Below are 16,269 nucleotides of genomic sequence, written 5' to 3'. Positions count from 1 at the left end.
ACCATCCAAAATGAGTACGGAATTTACGATTACAGGAATGACTTGTGCCGCCTGTGTGCGCCGGGTCGAAAAAGCCATCGCCAAATTACCCGAGGTGGCCCAGGTCAACGTGAATTTAGCCGCAGAAACCGCTCATATCGAATGGTCATCGAATGCTAGTGAGCAAGCACAGCAAGCGGTGATTGCCGCTGTTGACAAAGCGGGCTACTCAGCCGTCATGATCAATAATGCGCAACAACAATTACAGCAACAAGCTGATCAACGGCAGCTGAGTATCGCTCGACAAAAGCGTAACTTCTATTGGGCGCTGGTCTTTAGTTTGCCTGTTTTTATCCTTGAAATGTCTGGTCATTTGTGGCCAAGCTTAGGCACATGGCTACAACATAGCCTAGGCAGTCAGCGCCTACTTTGGCTGGAATTCATTCTTACTAGCCTTGTGATGAGTTGGCCGGGGCGACAATTTTATATATTGGGGTTTAAGAGTCTAAAAAACTTCTCCCCCGATATGAATGCCTTAGTGGCCATAGGTTCTCTCAGCGCATATCTCTTTTCTGTGGTGGTATTACTATGGCCACACCTGATCCCTGCAGATTCACGGCATGTGTATTTTGAATCGGCGGCTGTCGTTATCACCTTAGTGCTATTAGGGCGCTTACTCGAGGCCCGCAGCAAAGGTCAAGCCAGTGAAGCCGTCAGCAAGCTTTTGGGCATGCAAGCGCGCATCGCGCATCGCGAAGGACCACAAGGCTACGAAGATGTCTCCATCGAACAACTTAAGGTGGGCGACATCGTCCTGGTGAAACCAGGCGAAACCATTCCCGCGGATGGCAAAATTATCGAGGGTAGTGCTTATATTAATCAAGCCATGTTTACAGGTGAGTCGCAGCTCTGCCCCAAACACATAGAAGATGCGGTCATCGGCGGTAGCATTAGCAGTAATAATAGTTTACGAGTCTTGATCACCCAAGTCGGTGCCTCGACGTTGCTGGCACAAATTGTACAAATGGTGCAGCAGGCGCAAGCCGAAAAACTCCCTATACAAACGATTCTGGATCGGGTCACCGCCTATTTTGTACCGGCCGTCTTGACCATCGCTCTGATCACCTTTGCGCTCTGGTGTGGCTTAGGCCCCGCACCCGTGATTAGCAATGCCTTGGTGGCTACCATTGCTGTCTTAATCGTCGCCTGCCCCTGCGCCATGGGCTTAGCAGTACCCGTTTCTATCATGGTAGCGAGTGGTCGCGCAGCGCAATTACAAATCCTCTTTCGTAAATCATCAGCCTTACAACTCCTATGCGACACGCAAGCTTTATTGTTTGACAAAACTGGCACCCTCACCTACGGTCAAGCGCAGCTGCAACATTCTTGGCACCATCCTGACTACAGCGCCGAGCAAGTACTGGCCATGGCGGCTGCTATAGAACAGGAATCCGAACACCCTTTGGCCCAAGCACTCACCCGTGCTGCACAGACCCAGCAACTCGATCTACCACGCGCCTCACACTTTAAAAATCACAGTGGCTTAGGCATTAGCGGTCAGCTTGATGAGCTGACACTTTATGTCGGTTCTGCGCCGTTTATGTCCACGCTTGGCCTTGACTTACACGAAGTGGCGGCCGAGGCCAAGAATTGGACGCAGCAAGGCCAGACCGTGATTTATACAGCACTCAAGGCGCCACAACAGCCGTCTGTCATTTTAGTAGCGGCGTTTAGCATTGCTGATCAGGTCAGAACCGAAGCCAAGTCGGTGATTGCGCAATTACATCGGATGGGCATTACCACTCTAATGATTACTGGCGATAATCAGCAAACCGCAAACGCCATCGCTAAGCAATTAGGTATTACGCACGTCTATGCCGATACATTACCCGCTGATAAAGCCAAGATTGTGCAACAAATCCAGCAAAAATATTCAGTCGTCGCTTTTACTGGCGATGGTGTCAACGACGCCCCGGCTCTGGCGACTGCCAATATTGGGATTGCCATTGGCAGCGGTACCGATATCGCCATCGAATCCGCCGATGTGGTGCTGATGGGCTCCGATCTAAACCATGTGCCCACCGCCATTGATCTGGCCAAAGCCACCTTCAAAAACATCAAAGAAAATCTCTTTTGGGCGTTTTTCTATAATATTTTGCTGATCCCTATCGCTGCTGGCTTATTCTATCCATGGTGGGGGCTACGCTTATCCCCCATGTTTGCGGCTGCTGCCATGGCTATGTCTAGCGTTTTTGTGGTGCTCAACGCCCTACGACTTCGCCGCTATCAGTACAAAACTCAATAATCCCTTGATTTAGCAGCACATCTTATCTTTAAGTCCACAAAACTAACCCCATATACTGAGCTGTTGCAGATTTTATAAAAGGCCTATTCATGCTACAAAAAATCATTCTTGCCATTGTCATCTTTATCGTGGTTATGCTAGGTCTCAATTTAGGTCAAGACTCTTTTAGCGCCTTGTGGCAGTGGATTCAAGATCTCTTTGGCGTCGTCATTCACAACGTTGATGACTTGCGACGCTATCTTGAGTTTTATGTGGTCAATCACACGTGGCAAATTATCATTGCTATCATTTTGACCATTATCATTTGTTTGTGGTTATTTAAGTTCAAAGGACAAAGTCTTAGAGACTCCAGCAAACAGCGCAAAATTGCGGCAGTGCTCGCCTTCTTCTTGGGTTGGCTCGGTTTGCACCGTTTTTATTTAGGGCAAATCGCCAAAGGCTGCTTATATGTTTTATTATTTATGTTTATTCAACCCTTGGCCGTGCTGTTAGGTATTATTGATGGCATCCGTTACCTCTGCATGAGCGATGAAGATTTTGATCGACGTTTCAAACTCTAATCGTGGTGTTTAGCCACAGCACAAAAAAAGCCCCCACGCTTTGCCAGATGGGGGCTTTTTAGTAGTTGACGGCTTGAACTCCACGATATAATCACTTAATGTTGGACTTAATTATCTTCATCCTCATGGTTTTCAAGGTCCTGTAAAGTAATTAAAGACAATTGCTGCCATAATTGCCCTGTGGCCTTGAAATGCTCACGAATATCCACTAACACTAAATTACTCGCACTCACTTGGCCACCAAGCACTGGAGGCAGCTCAAAACTATAAACAGTATTCGCTGGCATAGCCTGGTGTGGTAAAGCGGCCAGTAAGTCACTGCCAAAATAGTCCAATACAAAGTCGCTATCGGCTAATAACGCCTCAAATTCACCTAAGTCTTTAGCGATAGCCTCTAATTCACCATCTACCGTATCCAAAAAATACAGGTGTTGTGATGCCACATCGACTAAAAAAGCATCGCCTAATTTCGTAATCATGGCGATGTGTAGGCGTTGCGGATCTAGGTCGTCAGGTAACAACCACTGCCAATCAGACAATAATTCTGTCACGCTTAAATCATGATTAGTCATCAACAAATCTTGTAATGCCGTTGTAGACGAGCTAGGGGTAGATGCAGACGATGATTGAGCAGTCATGAGGCGCTCTTAGTGATTTTCTTTGGCGTGATTAATGGTGTATTTAGGAATTTCGACGACGAGGTCTTCATCCTCAATATGCGTTTGACAAGACAATCTTGAGTTGGGGCTCAATCCCCAAGCCTTATCGAGCATATCCTCTTCTTCATCTGTGGCTTCTTCAAGTGAGTCAAAGCCTTCTTTGACGATAATATGGCAGGTGGTACAGGCACAGGACATCTCACAGGCGTGTTCGAGCGGAATGCTATTTTCAAGTAATAATTCACACACGCTTTTGTCTGGGTTGGCGTCTTCTATGACTTTACCCTCAGGACATAATTCAGCATGTGGGAGAACAGTAATTTTAGGCATAGTAATTAAGCAATACTTAAAGGGGTTTAAACATCATCGACAGACTTACCCGCAAGCGCCTGACGAATACTACGATCCATACGTCGTGCAGCAAATTCCTCGGTCGCCGCCGATAATTTGGCAACGGCCTGACGGATAGCCTCAACATCGTCACCCGCCGCACTGGCTTCAGTGTGCTGCATTTGCGCTTGTACCTCAGCGAGTTCTTGGGGGCTTAGTAAGTCAGCGTCACTCTCCAGCGCTGAGCGCAAGGATTGCAATAACTGCTGTGCTTCTAGCTGTTGCTCTCGCAACAGGCGCTGTTGCGCATCGAACTGGGCATTACCCATACCATCACTGAGCATTTTGCTGATTTCATCATCGCTTAAACCATAAGAAGGTTTCACAGTAATATCGGCATGCACACCAGAACTCTGCTCTTGCGCGCTGACACTGAGTAAACCATCGGCATCGACTTGAAAGCTGACGCGAATCCGAGCCGCCCCTGCCACCATGGGTGGAATACCCCGCAACTCAAAACGCGCGAGTGAACGGCATTGATCAACTAATTCACGTTCACCCTGAAGCACGTGAATACTCATGGCGGTTTGACCGTCCTTGAAGGTGGTGAAATCCTGGGCCCTAGCCACTGGAATAACACTATTGCGTGGGATGACTTTTTCTACCAGGCCACCCATAGTCTCAAGCCCTAAAGAAAGCGGCGTCACGTCTAGTAAGAGCCAGTCTTCATCGCCTGGCGCAGGGTTACCGGCGAGTTTATTAGCTTGTAAGGCGGCTCCTATGGCCACCACTTGATCAGGATCGATATCAGTCAGTGGCGGTTTTTGAAAGAACTCTCCTACCATCTGGCGCACAATCGGCATGCGGGTAGCCCCACCGACCATGACTACCCCATTAACATCGGCGGCAGTAATCGCGGCGTCTTTAAGGGCTTGCTTGACGCTCTCTAAGGTTTTAGCCACTAGTTGACGAGCTAAATTCTCAAAGTGCGAACGCGGAAAGTTCAGATCCAAGTGTAGACCGTTAGATAAAGAGGTCTGTACAAAGGCCTTAGGCATGTCCGTCAGTTTTTCGCGGACCTTACGCGCAATCGTTTTGAGGTGACGCCAATCTGCTTTGCTAAACTCGGAGGTGTCGTGATACTTAACAATATCTTCAACGATTAAGTCGTCAAAATCATCGCCTCCTAATTGCGTATCACCTACCGTGGCCAAGACTTCAAAGACCCCTTTACTGAGGCGTAAAATTGAAATATCAAAGGTACCGCCACCTAAATCATAGACCGCGTATACACCTTCGGCCCCATTGTCTAGTCCATAGGCAACTGCAGCGGCCGTGGGCTCATTGAGTAAACGTAAAACATTGAGCCCAGCCAAACGCGCCGCGTCTTTAGTAGCTTGTCGTTGCGCATCATCAAAATAAGCGGGTACCGTAATGACGGCGCCCACCAACTCATCATCCAAAGCATCTTCAGCGCGTTGGCGTAATTTTGCTAGAATTTGTGCCGACACTTCTATCGGCGAAAGAACCCCTTGATGCGTATTAAATTTGACGATGTTGGCATCGGCCACCAAATCGTAAGGAACACTCATTGCGACGGCCTCTTGATAGGAGCGTCCCATCAAGCGTTTCACAGAGATAAATGTATTGGCTGGATCGTGCTTTTTGCCATGCAAAGCACTACCACCAATCAATACCGAACCGTCTTTTTGGTAACTCACTGCTGATGGCAAAATAGCTTTGCCATTTTCATCAGGAATAATTTCGGCAACACTATTACGTACTGTTGCCACCAGTGAGTTGGTGGTACCTAGGTCAATGCCTACAGCCGAACGTCTATGATGCGGCTCCGGTGAGGCATTAGGTTCTGAAATTTGTAATAAAGCCATATGCTATTTTGTGGGAATTAAGGTAATTTGGCGTTGATTTCTTGATGAATTTTGTCGATGAACATCCATTCACGAGCTTTTTGAGTGGCGCTGTCGTAGTCTTGCTGCTCGTCTAAGAGCACCTGCATGGTGTTGGCTAGGTCATGCTCAGTCTGTAGAATCTCTGCTTGCATGGCTTGTAGTTTGGGGGTATCACCCGTCGCTTCATCCAGTTGCTCACGTAACTGCATTTGCGTCATCAAAAAACTCGGATCCATGCATGTATTATTTTCGGCTTGGACATCGTGACCCGCCAATTCGAGCAAATAGATGGCACGCGCCAGCGGTTTTTTGAGGGTGTCATAGGCTTGATTGATAATGCCTGACCACTGAATCGCCACCCTTCTCTCGGCCGCCAAGGCCGTTGCAAAACGATCAGGATGGACTTTGGAGGCGGCTTCACGCCAAGCCTGCTGTAGAGCCGCCTCTTCAATCTGAAATCGCGGCTCCAAATTAAATAATTGGAAGTAATTTTGCTTCAATCTAACACCTAAAGAACAATGTGGCGCTTAGATAGAAAAGGATTCGCCACAACCACAACTGGCTTTTTCGTTTGGATTAGAAAACTTAAAGCCCTCATTCAGACCCTCGCGGACATAGTCGAGCTCGGTGCCATCGACATAAGGCAAGCTCTTAGGGTCAACAAAAATCTTGACATCAAAGTTTTCAAAGACTTGATCCAAGGGATCTGGCACATCTACATACTCGAGCTTATAGGCCATGCCTGAACAGCCAGAGGTTCGCACCCCAAAGCGCAAACCCACCCCTTGGCCTCGTTTAGTGAGGTATTTCTTGATGTGATTGGCAGCTTTTTGAGTGAGCGTAATAGACATAATACGGGTCCTTTTAGTACATAAAGCGCGACAAAACTACATGGATAGCTAAAATATAGCCGCCGTGAATAGCCTCTGCTAGTGCGGCTGACAGCAACTATGGGCGCTTATCAGCCACAGCCTAGGGACTTATTCTGCCGCGTAATTATCTTTGTAGTCTTTGACGGCTGCTTTGATGGCGTCTTCGGCCAAGATCGAGCAGTGAATTTTGACAGGCGGCAAGGCAAGTTCTTCGGCAATTTGTGAATTGCGAATTTCAAGTGCTTGATCGAGGGTTTTGCCTTTTACCCACTCAGAGACCAAAGAACTTGAGGCGATGGCTGAACCACAACCATACGTTTTGAAACGAGCATCTTCAATCACACCTTGGGGATTGACTTTGATTTGTAGGCGCAGTACGTCACCACAGGCGGGTGCACCCACCATGCCGGTACCAATATGAGACTCAGATTTATCAAAAGAGCCTACGTTGCGGGGATTTTCGTAATGATCTAATACTTTGTCACTGTAAGCCATAATACATATCCTTGTTAATTATTAGTGGGCTGCCCATTGAATTGAGCTAATGTCAATCCCTTCTTTGGCCATCTCCCAAAGGGGTGACATTTCGCGTAATTTACCCACCTGCGACTTGATTAAATTAACGGTAAAGTCCACTTCTTCTTGAGTGGTAAAGCGACCTAGGGTAAAACGAATCGAACTATGGGCAAGCTCGTCGTTACGACCCAAGGCACGTAAAACATAAGAAGGTTCAAGGCTAGCAGAGGTACATGCCGAACCACTAGAAACGGCAAGGTCCTTGACCGCCATCATGAGTGATTCACCCTCAATGTAGTTAAAACTGATGTTGAGGTTATGAGGCACACGATGCTCCATACTACCGTTGACATAGACCTCTTCAATTTCTTGCAGGCCCTTAAGAAGACGATCGCGCAAAGCGCCAATACGTTGGTTCTCAGAGTCCATCTCGAGCTTAGCTAAGCGGTAGGCTTCGCCCATGCCGACAATTTGGTGTGTAGCTAGCGTACCTGAACGGAAACCACGTTCGTGACCGCCACCGTGAATTTGCGCTAATACACGCACCCTTGGTTTACGGCGAATATACAAGGCACCGATGCCTTTGGGGCCGTAAGTCTTGTGTGCGGACATAGACATAAGGTCGATTTTGGTGTTTTTGACATCGAGCTTCATTTTGCCTGTAGCTTGTGCGGCATCACAGTGGAAAATAACGCCTTTGGAGCGACAGAGTTCACCAATAGCATCAAGGTCTTGGATAACACCGATCTCGTTGTTGACGGCCATCACTGATACCAACGTAGTGTCTTCACGAATCGCGTCTTCAAGGACTTTAAGATCGAGTAAACCGTCTTCTTTGACATCTAGATAGGTAACTTCGTAACCTTGGCGTTCAAGATCACGCATGGTGTCTAATACCGCTTTATGTTCGGTTTTTACGGTGATCAGGTGTTTACCCTTGTTTTGGTAGAACTCAGCCGCTCCCTTAATGGCGAGATTGTCTGACTCAGTGGCTCCCGAGGTCCAGATAATCTCACGCGGATCCGCATTGATTAAGTCAGCAACTTGCTGACGAGCATTCTCTACCGCCTCTTCGGCTTCCCAACCATAGGAATGGCTGCGCGAAGCAGGATTACCAAATTTCTCTGTGAGCCAAGGAAGCATGGCCTCAACCACACGAGAGTCTATAGGGGTGGTTGCAGAGTAATCTAGGTAAACAGGTAATTTTAAATTCGACATTGAGTGTTTACTCCGAAACGATACATTTATTTATAAATTAATCATATTTTAATATTTATTTGGGGTCTTTTTGCGTTATATCAAACTTTAGGCTAAATTTGATACACGCTGACTGGCGTTCGCCTGGATCATGCGAATACTCTTGGGGCTTTGCGATTTGCGTTCAAGTTCACGCAAACGCTCACGGTCGCATAAGTCTTGGAGACTTACTGAGTCCAAATAATCCACTACATGTCGATTCAGATCATTCCAAAGTTCATGAGTCATACAGTGCCCTGAAGTGGCACCATTACGACCCGTGTTACAGGTGGATTTATTGCCACACATGGTGGCATCGATGGGCTCATCGACCGCAAAAATAATATCGGCGACGGTAATGTCACGGGCGTATCGTGCCAAGATATAACCGCCACCAGGGCCGCGCACGCTCTCAACGAGTTTATGGCGACGCAATTTACCAAATAATTGCTCTAAGTAAGATAGTGAGATATTTTGTCGTGAGCTGATAGCCGCTAACGCGACAGGGCCACTATGATGGCGTAGGCCAATATCTATCATGGCAGTGACAGCAAAGCGACCTTTGGTTGTTAAGCGCATGTTAATCTCCTGCTAATACCTTAGTAATTCACTCAAGTATAACATAATACCTGACTAAATTACTATGTTATTAGCTTTATTATAGCGATTAAATAGATGGGCTTATGTGAAACACATAACAAAGCCCCCTGCAGAGAGACCACAGGGGGCTATGATGAAATAAGGATTATGCCACTTGGGAGGATCGGTAACGACCACTGATGATTTCAAATACGCCTTGGCAAGAATCTGCCAAATAATCGTACATTTTGAAAAAAGCATCTAGTCCCCCATAAAAAGGGTCTGGCACTGTGGCTTCTTCGTAGTCGTTAGCGTAACGCATGAGTAGGCGTAATTTGTGTTGTAGCGGTCGTGGACAGAGTTGCTTCATTTTGGAGAGGTTCTCCCAGTCCATGACCAAAATCATATCAAAGTCTTGGAAGTCTGAAGCTTGGACTAGGCGGACTTTGATGCCAGAGATATCATAGCCTCTTTTGCGCGCTACAAAACGGGCGCGACCGTCTGGACTCGCGCCTAAATGGTAATCATGCGTCGCCGCACAATCAATTTGGATTTGATCTTGTAAATCGGCTTCATTGACTAGACGGCGTAACACCGCCGCCGCGCTTGGCGCTCTGCAAATACCACCCGTACAAACAAAAAGAACTTTAGTTACCATAGTTTAAAATTGCCGCAAACCTTTGTAGAAAGTCAAAAATTGACTGGTCTTAGAGCAAGACCCTATTATAGGGTAATTTTTTAGAATTTAAAAGGGAAATTTTTACACATAGACCCTATTTCGTGTTATAAGCAGCCTACTTCAAAAGCTCAGATAACAGCGCTCCCGATAACTTAATCGAATGTAATTGCGCGTCCAAATCAAACATCCGTTTGTGGATCATTAATTCATCGGGTTGTAAGGTCTCTAGCAGTTGTTGCACCGCAGGCGCGACGTTCTGTGGAGTACCCACAAACGCGTACTGCAACATATTTTGCATAGCGTCTTTCTCGTGAGGACTGGCATCGCGCAATACATCAGGATTGGGTGGTGTCAGTTTACCGCGCTTATTACGCAATAAATTAAGCACTGATTGTTGCATGGTCGTGAACAATAATTCAGCTTCTTGCTGAGTGTCAGCCAAGATCATATTGACGCAAATCTTAGCATAGGGCGCCTTCAGATACTTAGAGGGTCTAAATTGCTGACGATAGATATTGATGGCCTGGGTCAGCATACGTGGTGCAAAATGGGCAGCAAATGAATATGGCAAGCCTAAATAAGCCGCCAGTTGCGCACTATATAAACTCGAGCCAAGTAACCACACAGGAACATGAGACCCTTGCCCTGGATTGGCAATGACGGGCTGACCAGGTTCACTATCATCCAGGTAATGTAATAACTCTTGCACATCTTCTGGAAAAGTTTCGGCCGCCGCCATGGGATCACGACGCAGCGCCCTCACCGTTACCGAGTCTGTGCCCGGTGCGCGTCCTAAGCCGAGATCCACGCGATCGGGATACAAAGCCGCCAAGGTGCCAAACTGCTCGGCAATCACTAAAGGTGCGTGATTAGGTAACATTACCCCACCCGAGCCAATGCGTATTTGCTGAGTACCCTGACCGATATGGGCCAAAGCGACGGCAGTAGCGGAGCTTGCAATGCCTTGCATATTGTGGTGTTCAGCCATCCAAAAACGTTTAAATCCTGCCTGCTCAGCGGCTTGTGCGGATCGCAAAGAACGTTGCAGTGCCTCGCGACTGCCTTCATGTTGATTGACACCACATAAATCGAGAATCGAATAAGCTTGTAAAGTCATCACCACTCCTTAGAAAACCAATGTTAGGGTTGCTGAGGTGCTGGCAGACAGCGTTACTACGTGCTGTATGCTCGCTTGTCATGCCTACGACTGAGAAGAGTCCTGAGTGAGTTGTGCCAAAAAATCGAGATCCGCGGCACTTAGGTGCCCTTGTTGTTTGGCACGATCGAGCAAGTCTGGGCGTCTTTGTGCAGTGAGGCATAAAGCACGTTGGCGACGCCATTGATCTATTTTGCGATGATTACCCGAGCGCAATACCGCTGGCACCTCCCGCCCCTCAAAGATCTCTGGGCGCGTGTAGTGCTCATGATCTAATAACCCTTGTTGCGCATCAGAAAAGGAATCTTGCTGGGCAGAACGCTGATCATTTAGCGTGCCCGGAATAAGACGAACGCTAGCGTCAATCATGGCCAGGGCGGCGTATTCACCCCCAGAAAGCACAAAGTCCCCCAAAGAGTACTCTTCAGTGACATAAGCATCTATAAAGCGTTGATCAATACCCTCGTAGCGCCCACATACCAATACTACGCCCGCAGACTGTGACCAAGATTGCGCCACACGCTGATCAAAGGGCTTACCTGTTGGACTGAGTAAAACAATAGGACGCGCTTGTAGCGCTGGCGATGAGAGATGCTCTCGCATATCCTCAATGGCAGCGGCCAATGGCGGCGCCATCATGACCATGCCAGGTCCACCCCCGTAGGGTCGATCATCAACCGTATGATGAATATTATGGGTGTAATCTCGAGGATTCCAAGTCTGCAGTGACCATAATTTTTGTTGATGGGCTCGGCCGGTCACCCCGGCAACTTGGAGTAATTCAAAAAATTCTGGGAATAAGGTGACAACATCAATACGCATTAGAAATCAGCGGGCCAGTCAATCACTAAACGTTTGGCCTCTAAATCGACGTCTATCACATGCGCTTTAACAAAAGGCACCAAACTGATTTGCGGCCGCCCCTTGCTCGATAATAAAGCCTGCGGTGTGCCATCAACGAGCGTTTGACGTTCAATATGTAAAATACCGTGCACAGCGTTTTCTGAAACTTGTAAGACCGTGCCAAAAAAAGTCGGGCTCTGTTCATCATCCTGTTTACGGTAAACGTGGCAGCCCTCAAGATCGACCCAATAGAATTCATCTTCGGCCGGCTCTGGGAAATCCTTACGCGCTAATAATACATGACTGCCTTTGAGGCTCTCGGCTTGATTGCGATCCTGACAAGTTGTCAGTTTAGCCACTAGAAACTCATTATGAATGCGTACAGACTTCACTTGCACAGTATATGCAGGCTCAAGCGCGCGATCTTGTAAATCTTTTTTTTGCAAAAACCATTGTTTGACTTGCAATAAGACGGGCTCTTCGCTGTAACAGCGAATTTTTACCATACCCTGGATACCATAGGCCCCAGTAATATAGCCGACATCGACAAGATCGTCATGGTCAGAAGACGGTTGTGCATTCATAAGCAAATCAAAAACAAGTCAAAAAACTCGATCGAGGATAATTATGACCAATCCATAAAGTGCAGATAGCCAAAAGAGCCCCACTCGCATGAGTAAAAATGGCAAACGGTCGCCTCTTGACGACCGTTACAACTATATGTCAGTTTAATGTACTTTGCAGCAACTGACTAGAGGCTTGCAAAATCTTTAGGTATTGTAGAGCCGCTAAACTGAGGTGATACCCTAGTGCTTGAATTTAGCGACAACGTTTGAGCACAGCGTTTAGCCTTTCAATTTAGCGATCAAACCAGCGATAAGCACATCCGCTGTTATAGGGGCTAACAGGGGCTAATCTGTGCAGCGGTCCCAAGGCATGTATAGGCGAGTGCGAAACTCATGAGAGGACTTAGAGGTGGAGTGCTAACGCTCCAGGCACTGCAGCTTTTAATAATGATTAATCGACGATGCCGTTAGGATTAATCGAAAATATAAGGATGGGACCCTATTGCGAAGGAATAGCGAAGAAAAAAGCGATTTAGCTTAACAACTCGACGCTAAGCCCAGCGATATGCAAGGCAAATGGTAATTGTGCTTACGGGAATAAGTACCGTTCTTAGGGCCTACCTCAATGTAGCTTAAAGATGATAAAACTCGACTAAAGTCCCCACAATCACAAACACTTAATTTGCTCAAAATGCTTAAATTAAGCCGCTGTTTTGGCTTTGTACTCTTTGACTAAGCGTTTAACTGTATCAGATAATTGCGCACCGTTACCAACCCAGTACTCTACGCGATCTAAAGCGATACGTAAGTTCTCGGTACCTTCGCTAGCCACTGGATTATAAAAACCAACGCGTTCAATGAATCGACCATCACGGCGATTGCGTGAGTCAGCAGCAACGATATTATAAAAAGGGCGTTTTTTTGAGCCACTACGGGCCATACGAATTACCACCATGGGCAGTTACTTCCTATTAAATGTATTTAAAAATAAAGAAATTAAGTTAATCAACTATTATAACTATTAAATCAATGACTTGACAAGACTCCAAAGCCGAGTGCTTTAATAATTTGGCGCTTTACATCACAAAAAACAACAGCCTAAAAAAGCCTTACAAACAGTCAAAAACCAAGCAAAACTAGCAAACTTAGCGTCGTTGCACAAAATGCGCCATGTGCTCTGCGTCGATCTCGACTTGAGCAATCAACGGATTTTTGGTTTGTGTACAAAAAGCCTCAAAGTCACCTTTGGCATGTTTATCAGTGGTGATGACCTTCAGGACCTCACCACTTTGCAGCTCATTGAGCGCTTTTTTAGCCTTGAGGATGGGTAAAGGGCACAGTAAGCCACTCGTATCAATACTCTTAGCAAAATCAATCGCGTCTGACATCCGTCTTCCTACTGCGTAAGTTTTGTTTTAAGCCACTCAGGAACGCTAGCGAGTGCTTGTGGTAGCGCCTCTACCTTACTGCCTCCGCCCATGGCCATATCAGGACGACCACCGCCCTTACCGCCCAATTGCGCACATACCATCGCCACCAGCTCACCAGCTTTGACTTGGGGCACAGTATCAGTGGTGACTCCGGCCGCGACTGAGACTTTGCCAGCATTGGTCGTCATTAACACGATCACGGCTTGTTTGAGCTGCTGTTTGAGGCCATCAATCATGGTCCGCAGGGTTTTTGGATCAACGCCTTTGAGTTCTTTTGCAAGTACCTTGACACCCGCGATTTCGCTGGCTTGATTGGCTAAATCCGCGCTATCCGCAGCCGCTAATTTATCCTGCAGCTGGCGTAATTGCTTTTCGAGATCGCGCACATAATCATTTTGTTGTTTGGTTTTATCGAGCACATTAGGCACACTGGTTTTAAGAATATCGGCGGTATTTAGTACCAAACGATTCAACTGATGCACCCACGCTAATGAGGTCATACCTGTAATACCTTCGACGCGACGAATGCCCGCGGCCACCCCACTTTGGGAGGCAATCTTAAAGAGGCCAATCGCACCGGTATTGTGCACGTGCGTACCACCACAAAGCTCACGAGAAAAACCGATATCGACGACGCGCACCTGATCACCATATTTTTCACCAAACAAGGCGGTGGCACCGCTTTCTAGAGCCTCATCATAGGCTATGACACGAGTACTCGTCGGCTCGTTTTTGAGAATTTCGCGGTTAACAATGGCTTCTACTTCTTCGATTTGACGCTCTGTTAGTGGCCCCTCATGCGAGAAGTCAAAACGCGTTTTGTCGGCATCAACCAGAGAGCCTTTTTGTTGGACATGATCACCCAAGACCAAACGTAATGCCTTGTGCATGAGGTGGGTTACTGAGTGATTACGAGCCGTGGCTTGACGACGCTCGATATCAATACGTGCGTCCAACTCATCGCCCACTTTTAGGGCACCTAAGGTAACCGTACCATAGTGGCCAAAGACCTTGGTTTGGATTTTTTGGACATCATATACATCAAATTGACCAGACAAGCTTTGTAGCGTGCCCGCATCTCCCACCTGACCGCCAGATTCTGCATAAAAAGGTGTATGGTCTAGCACAACCACCCCCTCTTGCCCTTCAGATAGCTGTTGCACGGCCACACCTTCGTGGTAGAGTGCCAAGACCTTGGCTTGACTTTGGTAGTGCTCATAGCCTTGGAAATCAGTGTCAGCGCCACTATAGCTAAGATTTTGGGTGGCCTTAAATTTACCACTGGCACGCGCCATCTCACGCTGTTTTTGCATGGCTTGATTAAAGCCGGCTTCATCGACCTGGACATCGTGCTCACGGCAAATATCAGCCGTGAGATCGAATGGGAAACCAAAGGTATCATAAAGCGTAAAGACAGTCTCACCATTGAGGGGCTGCCCTTTTGGTAACTCTTGTAGGGCCTGCTCAAGGATTTGCATGCCTTTTTCGAGAGTGTTTTGGAAACGCTCTTCTTCTTGTAAGAGCACTTGTGCCACACGTTCTTGTTGCTTAGCTAGCTCTGGATAGGCTGAGCCCATTTCTGCAACTAAGGCGGGAACGAGTTTATAGAAAAAGCTTTGGTTTTGGCCGAGTCGATAACCGTGACGTAAGGCACGACGAATAATGCGACGTAACACATAACCACGACCCTCGTTGCCCGGAATTACGCCATCCACAATCATAAAGCTACAGGCACGAATATGGTCGGCAATCACTTTGAGTGAGTTATTGCTTAAATCCTGGGTATGCGTAAGTTCCGCCGCCGCGCGGATTAAGTGTTGGAAAAGGTCAATATCGTAATTTGAGCGCACATGCTGCATGACGGCGGAAATGCGCTCTAAACCCATGCCGGTATCAACACAAGGCCGCGGTAAGGGAGTCATGGTGCCATCGGCACTGCGCTCAAACTGCATAAAGACCAAGTTCCAGATTTCAATATAACGATCGCCGTCTTCTTCGGCTGATCCTGGAGGGCCTCCCCAAACTTCTGGGCCATGATCATAAAAAACCTCGCTGCATGGACCACAAGGACCAGTATCGCCCATTTGCCAGAAATTGTCAGAGGCGTAACGACTGCCTTTATTGTCGCCGATACGAATAATACGTTCAGCAGGCACCTGAATCTGATCTTTCCAGATGTTATAGGCCTCATCATCTTCTTGATAAACCGTCACCCAGAGCTTTTCTGGGGGTAGCTTATAAACTTGAGTCAATAACTCCCAACAGTAAGAAATCGCTTGCTGCTTGAAATAATCGCCAAAGCTAAAATTACCCAGCATCTCAAAAAAAGTATGATGACGTGCGGTATACCCCACATTTTCGAGGTCATTGTGTTTACCCCCGGCGCGCAAGCAACGCTGCGAAGTCACGGCACGCTTATAGTCGCGACTCTCTTTGCCGGTAAACACATCTTTAAACTGCACCATACCCGCATTGGTAAACAATAAAGTCGGATCGTTGCTAGGTATTAAAGAAGATGAAGGCACAACGGTGTGGCCTTTTTCCTCAAAGAAATTCAAAAACTTCTGACGTATTTCAGCTGATTTCATAAATTAAACAAATTATTGGCAATAACTCTAAATTATATATAAAAATAGCCCCTAAAGGGGC

17 protein-coding genes are annotated in these 16,269 nt (G+C 47.1%); 2 read left to right on the top strand and 15 right to left on the bottom strand.

Going from position 1 to position 16,269, the window contains the following annotated elements; all coding sequences use genetic code 11:
• Positions 1 to 10 precede the first annotated feature (10 nt).
• Positions 11 to 2,284 (top strand): heavy metal translocating P-type ATPase, encoded by a 2,274-nt coding sequence (locus tag Q335_RS08825; protein WP_084493485.1) that lies wholly within the window; start codon positions 11 to 13, stop codon positions 2,282 to 2,284.
• 89 nt (positions 2,285 to 2,373) lie between these two features.
• Entirely contained in the window at positions 2,374 to 2,844 is a 471-nt protein-coding gene (locus Q335_RS0100895) for a TM2 domain-containing protein (protein ID WP_028357011.1), read from the top strand.
• Between the two features lie 107 nt (positions 2,845 to 2,951).
• Here Q335_RS0100895 and Q335_RS0100890 read toward each other — a convergent pair whose 3' ends face one another.
• The 15 genes from Q335_RS0100890 to alaS form a co-directional block, all read right to left on the bottom strand.
• Positions 2,952 to 3,482, bottom strand: a complete 531-nt coding sequence (locus Q335_RS0100890; RefSeq protein WP_156929865.1) for a T6SS immunity protein Tdi1 domain-containing protein — start codon at positions 3,480 to 3,482, stop codon at positions 2,952 to 2,954.
• Between the two features lie 9 nt (positions 3,483 to 3,491).
• Positions 3,492 to 3,833, bottom strand: coding sequence for an ISC system 2Fe-2S type ferredoxin (gene fdx, locus Q335_RS0100885; protein WP_028357009.1), 342 nt, complete (start codon positions 3,831 to 3,833; stop codon positions 3,492 to 3,494).
• Between the two features lie 26 nt (positions 3,834 to 3,859).
• The gene (hscA, locus tag Q335_RS0100880) at positions 3,860 to 5,722 is read right to left on the bottom strand and encodes a Fe-S protein assembly chaperone HscA (RefSeq protein ID WP_028357008.1); all 1,863 of its coding nucleotides are present in this window, start codon (positions 5,720 to 5,722) and stop codon (positions 3,860 to 3,862) included.
• A 17-nt stretch (positions 5,723 to 5,739) separates the two neighbouring features.
• Positions 5,740 to 6,243, bottom strand: a complete 504-nt coding sequence (hscB, locus tag Q335_RS0100875; protein WP_028357007.1) for a Fe-S protein assembly co-chaperone HscB — start codon at positions 6,241 to 6,243, stop codon at positions 5,740 to 5,742.
• A 27-nt stretch (positions 6,244 to 6,270) separates the two neighbouring features.
• Positions 6,271 to 6,594: an iron-sulfur cluster assembly protein IscA gene (gene iscA, locus Q335_RS0100870; RefSeq protein ID WP_028357006.1), complete on the bottom strand. Its 324-nt coding sequence runs from the start codon at positions 6,592 to 6,594 to the stop codon at positions 6,271 to 6,273.
• 129 nt (positions 6,595 to 6,723) lie between these two features.
• A complete protein-coding gene (iscU, locus tag Q335_RS0100865; RefSeq protein ID WP_028357005.1) occupies positions 6,724 to 7,110 on the bottom strand; it encodes a Fe-S cluster assembly scaffold IscU in 387 nt (128 codons plus the stop codon).
• Positions 7,111 to 7,131: 21 nt separating this feature from the next.
• Positions 7,132 to 8,349: an IscS subfamily cysteine desulfurase gene (locus Q335_RS0100860; RefSeq protein ID WP_028357004.1), complete on the bottom strand. Its 1,218-nt coding sequence runs from the start codon at positions 8,347 to 8,349 to the stop codon at positions 7,132 to 7,134.
• Between the two features lie 87 nt (positions 8,350 to 8,436).
• Positions 8,437 to 8,946 carry an Rrf2 family transcriptional regulator gene (locus Q335_RS0100855; protein ID WP_028357003.1) on the bottom strand — a complete coding sequence of 170 codons (510 nt, stop codon included), beginning with the start codon at positions 8,944 to 8,946 and terminating at the stop codon, positions 8,437 to 8,439.
• Between the two features lie 166 nt (positions 8,947 to 9,112).
• Positions 9,113 to 9,604 (bottom strand): low molecular weight protein-tyrosine-phosphatase, encoded by a 492-nt coding sequence (locus tag Q335_RS0100850; RefSeq protein ID WP_028357002.1) that lies wholly within the window; start codon positions 9,602 to 9,604, stop codon positions 9,113 to 9,115.
• Between the two features lie 136 nt (positions 9,605 to 9,740).
• Entirely contained in the window at positions 9,741 to 10,742 is a 1,002-nt protein-coding gene (locus Q335_RS0100845) for an LLM class flavin-dependent oxidoreductase (RefSeq protein WP_028357001.1), read from the bottom strand.
• A gap of 84 nt (positions 10,743 to 10,826) precedes the next feature.
• Complete coding sequence (trmD, locus tag Q335_RS0100840) at positions 10,827 to 11,603, bottom strand: tRNA (guanosine(37)-N1)-methyltransferase TrmD (protein ID WP_028357000.1); 777 nt, start codon at positions 11,601 to 11,603, stop codon at positions 10,827 to 10,829.
• Complete coding sequence (gene rimM, locus Q335_RS0100835) at positions 11,603 to 12,208, bottom strand: ribosome maturation factor RimM (RefSeq protein ID WP_028356999.1); 606 nt, start codon at positions 12,206 to 12,208, stop codon at positions 11,603 to 11,605. Before rimM ends, trmD begins: the two co-directional genes overlap by 1 nt.
• Positions 12,209 to 12,890: 682 nt before the next feature.
• Positions 12,891 to 13,145, bottom strand: a complete 255-nt coding sequence (gene rpsP / locus Q335_RS0100830) for a 30S ribosomal protein S16 (RefSeq protein ID WP_028356998.1) — start codon at positions 13,143 to 13,145, stop codon at positions 12,891 to 12,893.
• A gap of 190 nt (positions 13,146 to 13,335) precedes the next feature.
• Entirely contained in the window at positions 13,336 to 13,578 is a 243-nt protein-coding gene (locus Q335_RS0100825) for a sulfurtransferase TusA family protein (protein WP_028356997.1), read from the bottom strand.
• 8 nt (positions 13,579 to 13,586) lie between these two features.
• A complete protein-coding gene (alaS, locus tag Q335_RS0100820; protein WP_028356996.1) occupies positions 13,587 to 16,208 on the bottom strand; it encodes an alanine--tRNA ligase in 2,622 nt (873 codons plus the stop codon).
• Between the last annotated feature and the right edge of the window lie 61 nt (positions 16,209 to 16,269).

It is taken from the genome of Brackiella oedipodis DSM 13743 (assembly GCF_000621025.1).
GTDB lineage: Bacteria > Pseudomonadota > Gammaproteobacteria > Burkholderiales > Burkholderiaceae_B > Oligella > Oligella oedipodis.
Note: the sequence above shows the minus strand (reverse complement) of the source record. Positions and strands in the feature narration are given on the sequence as shown.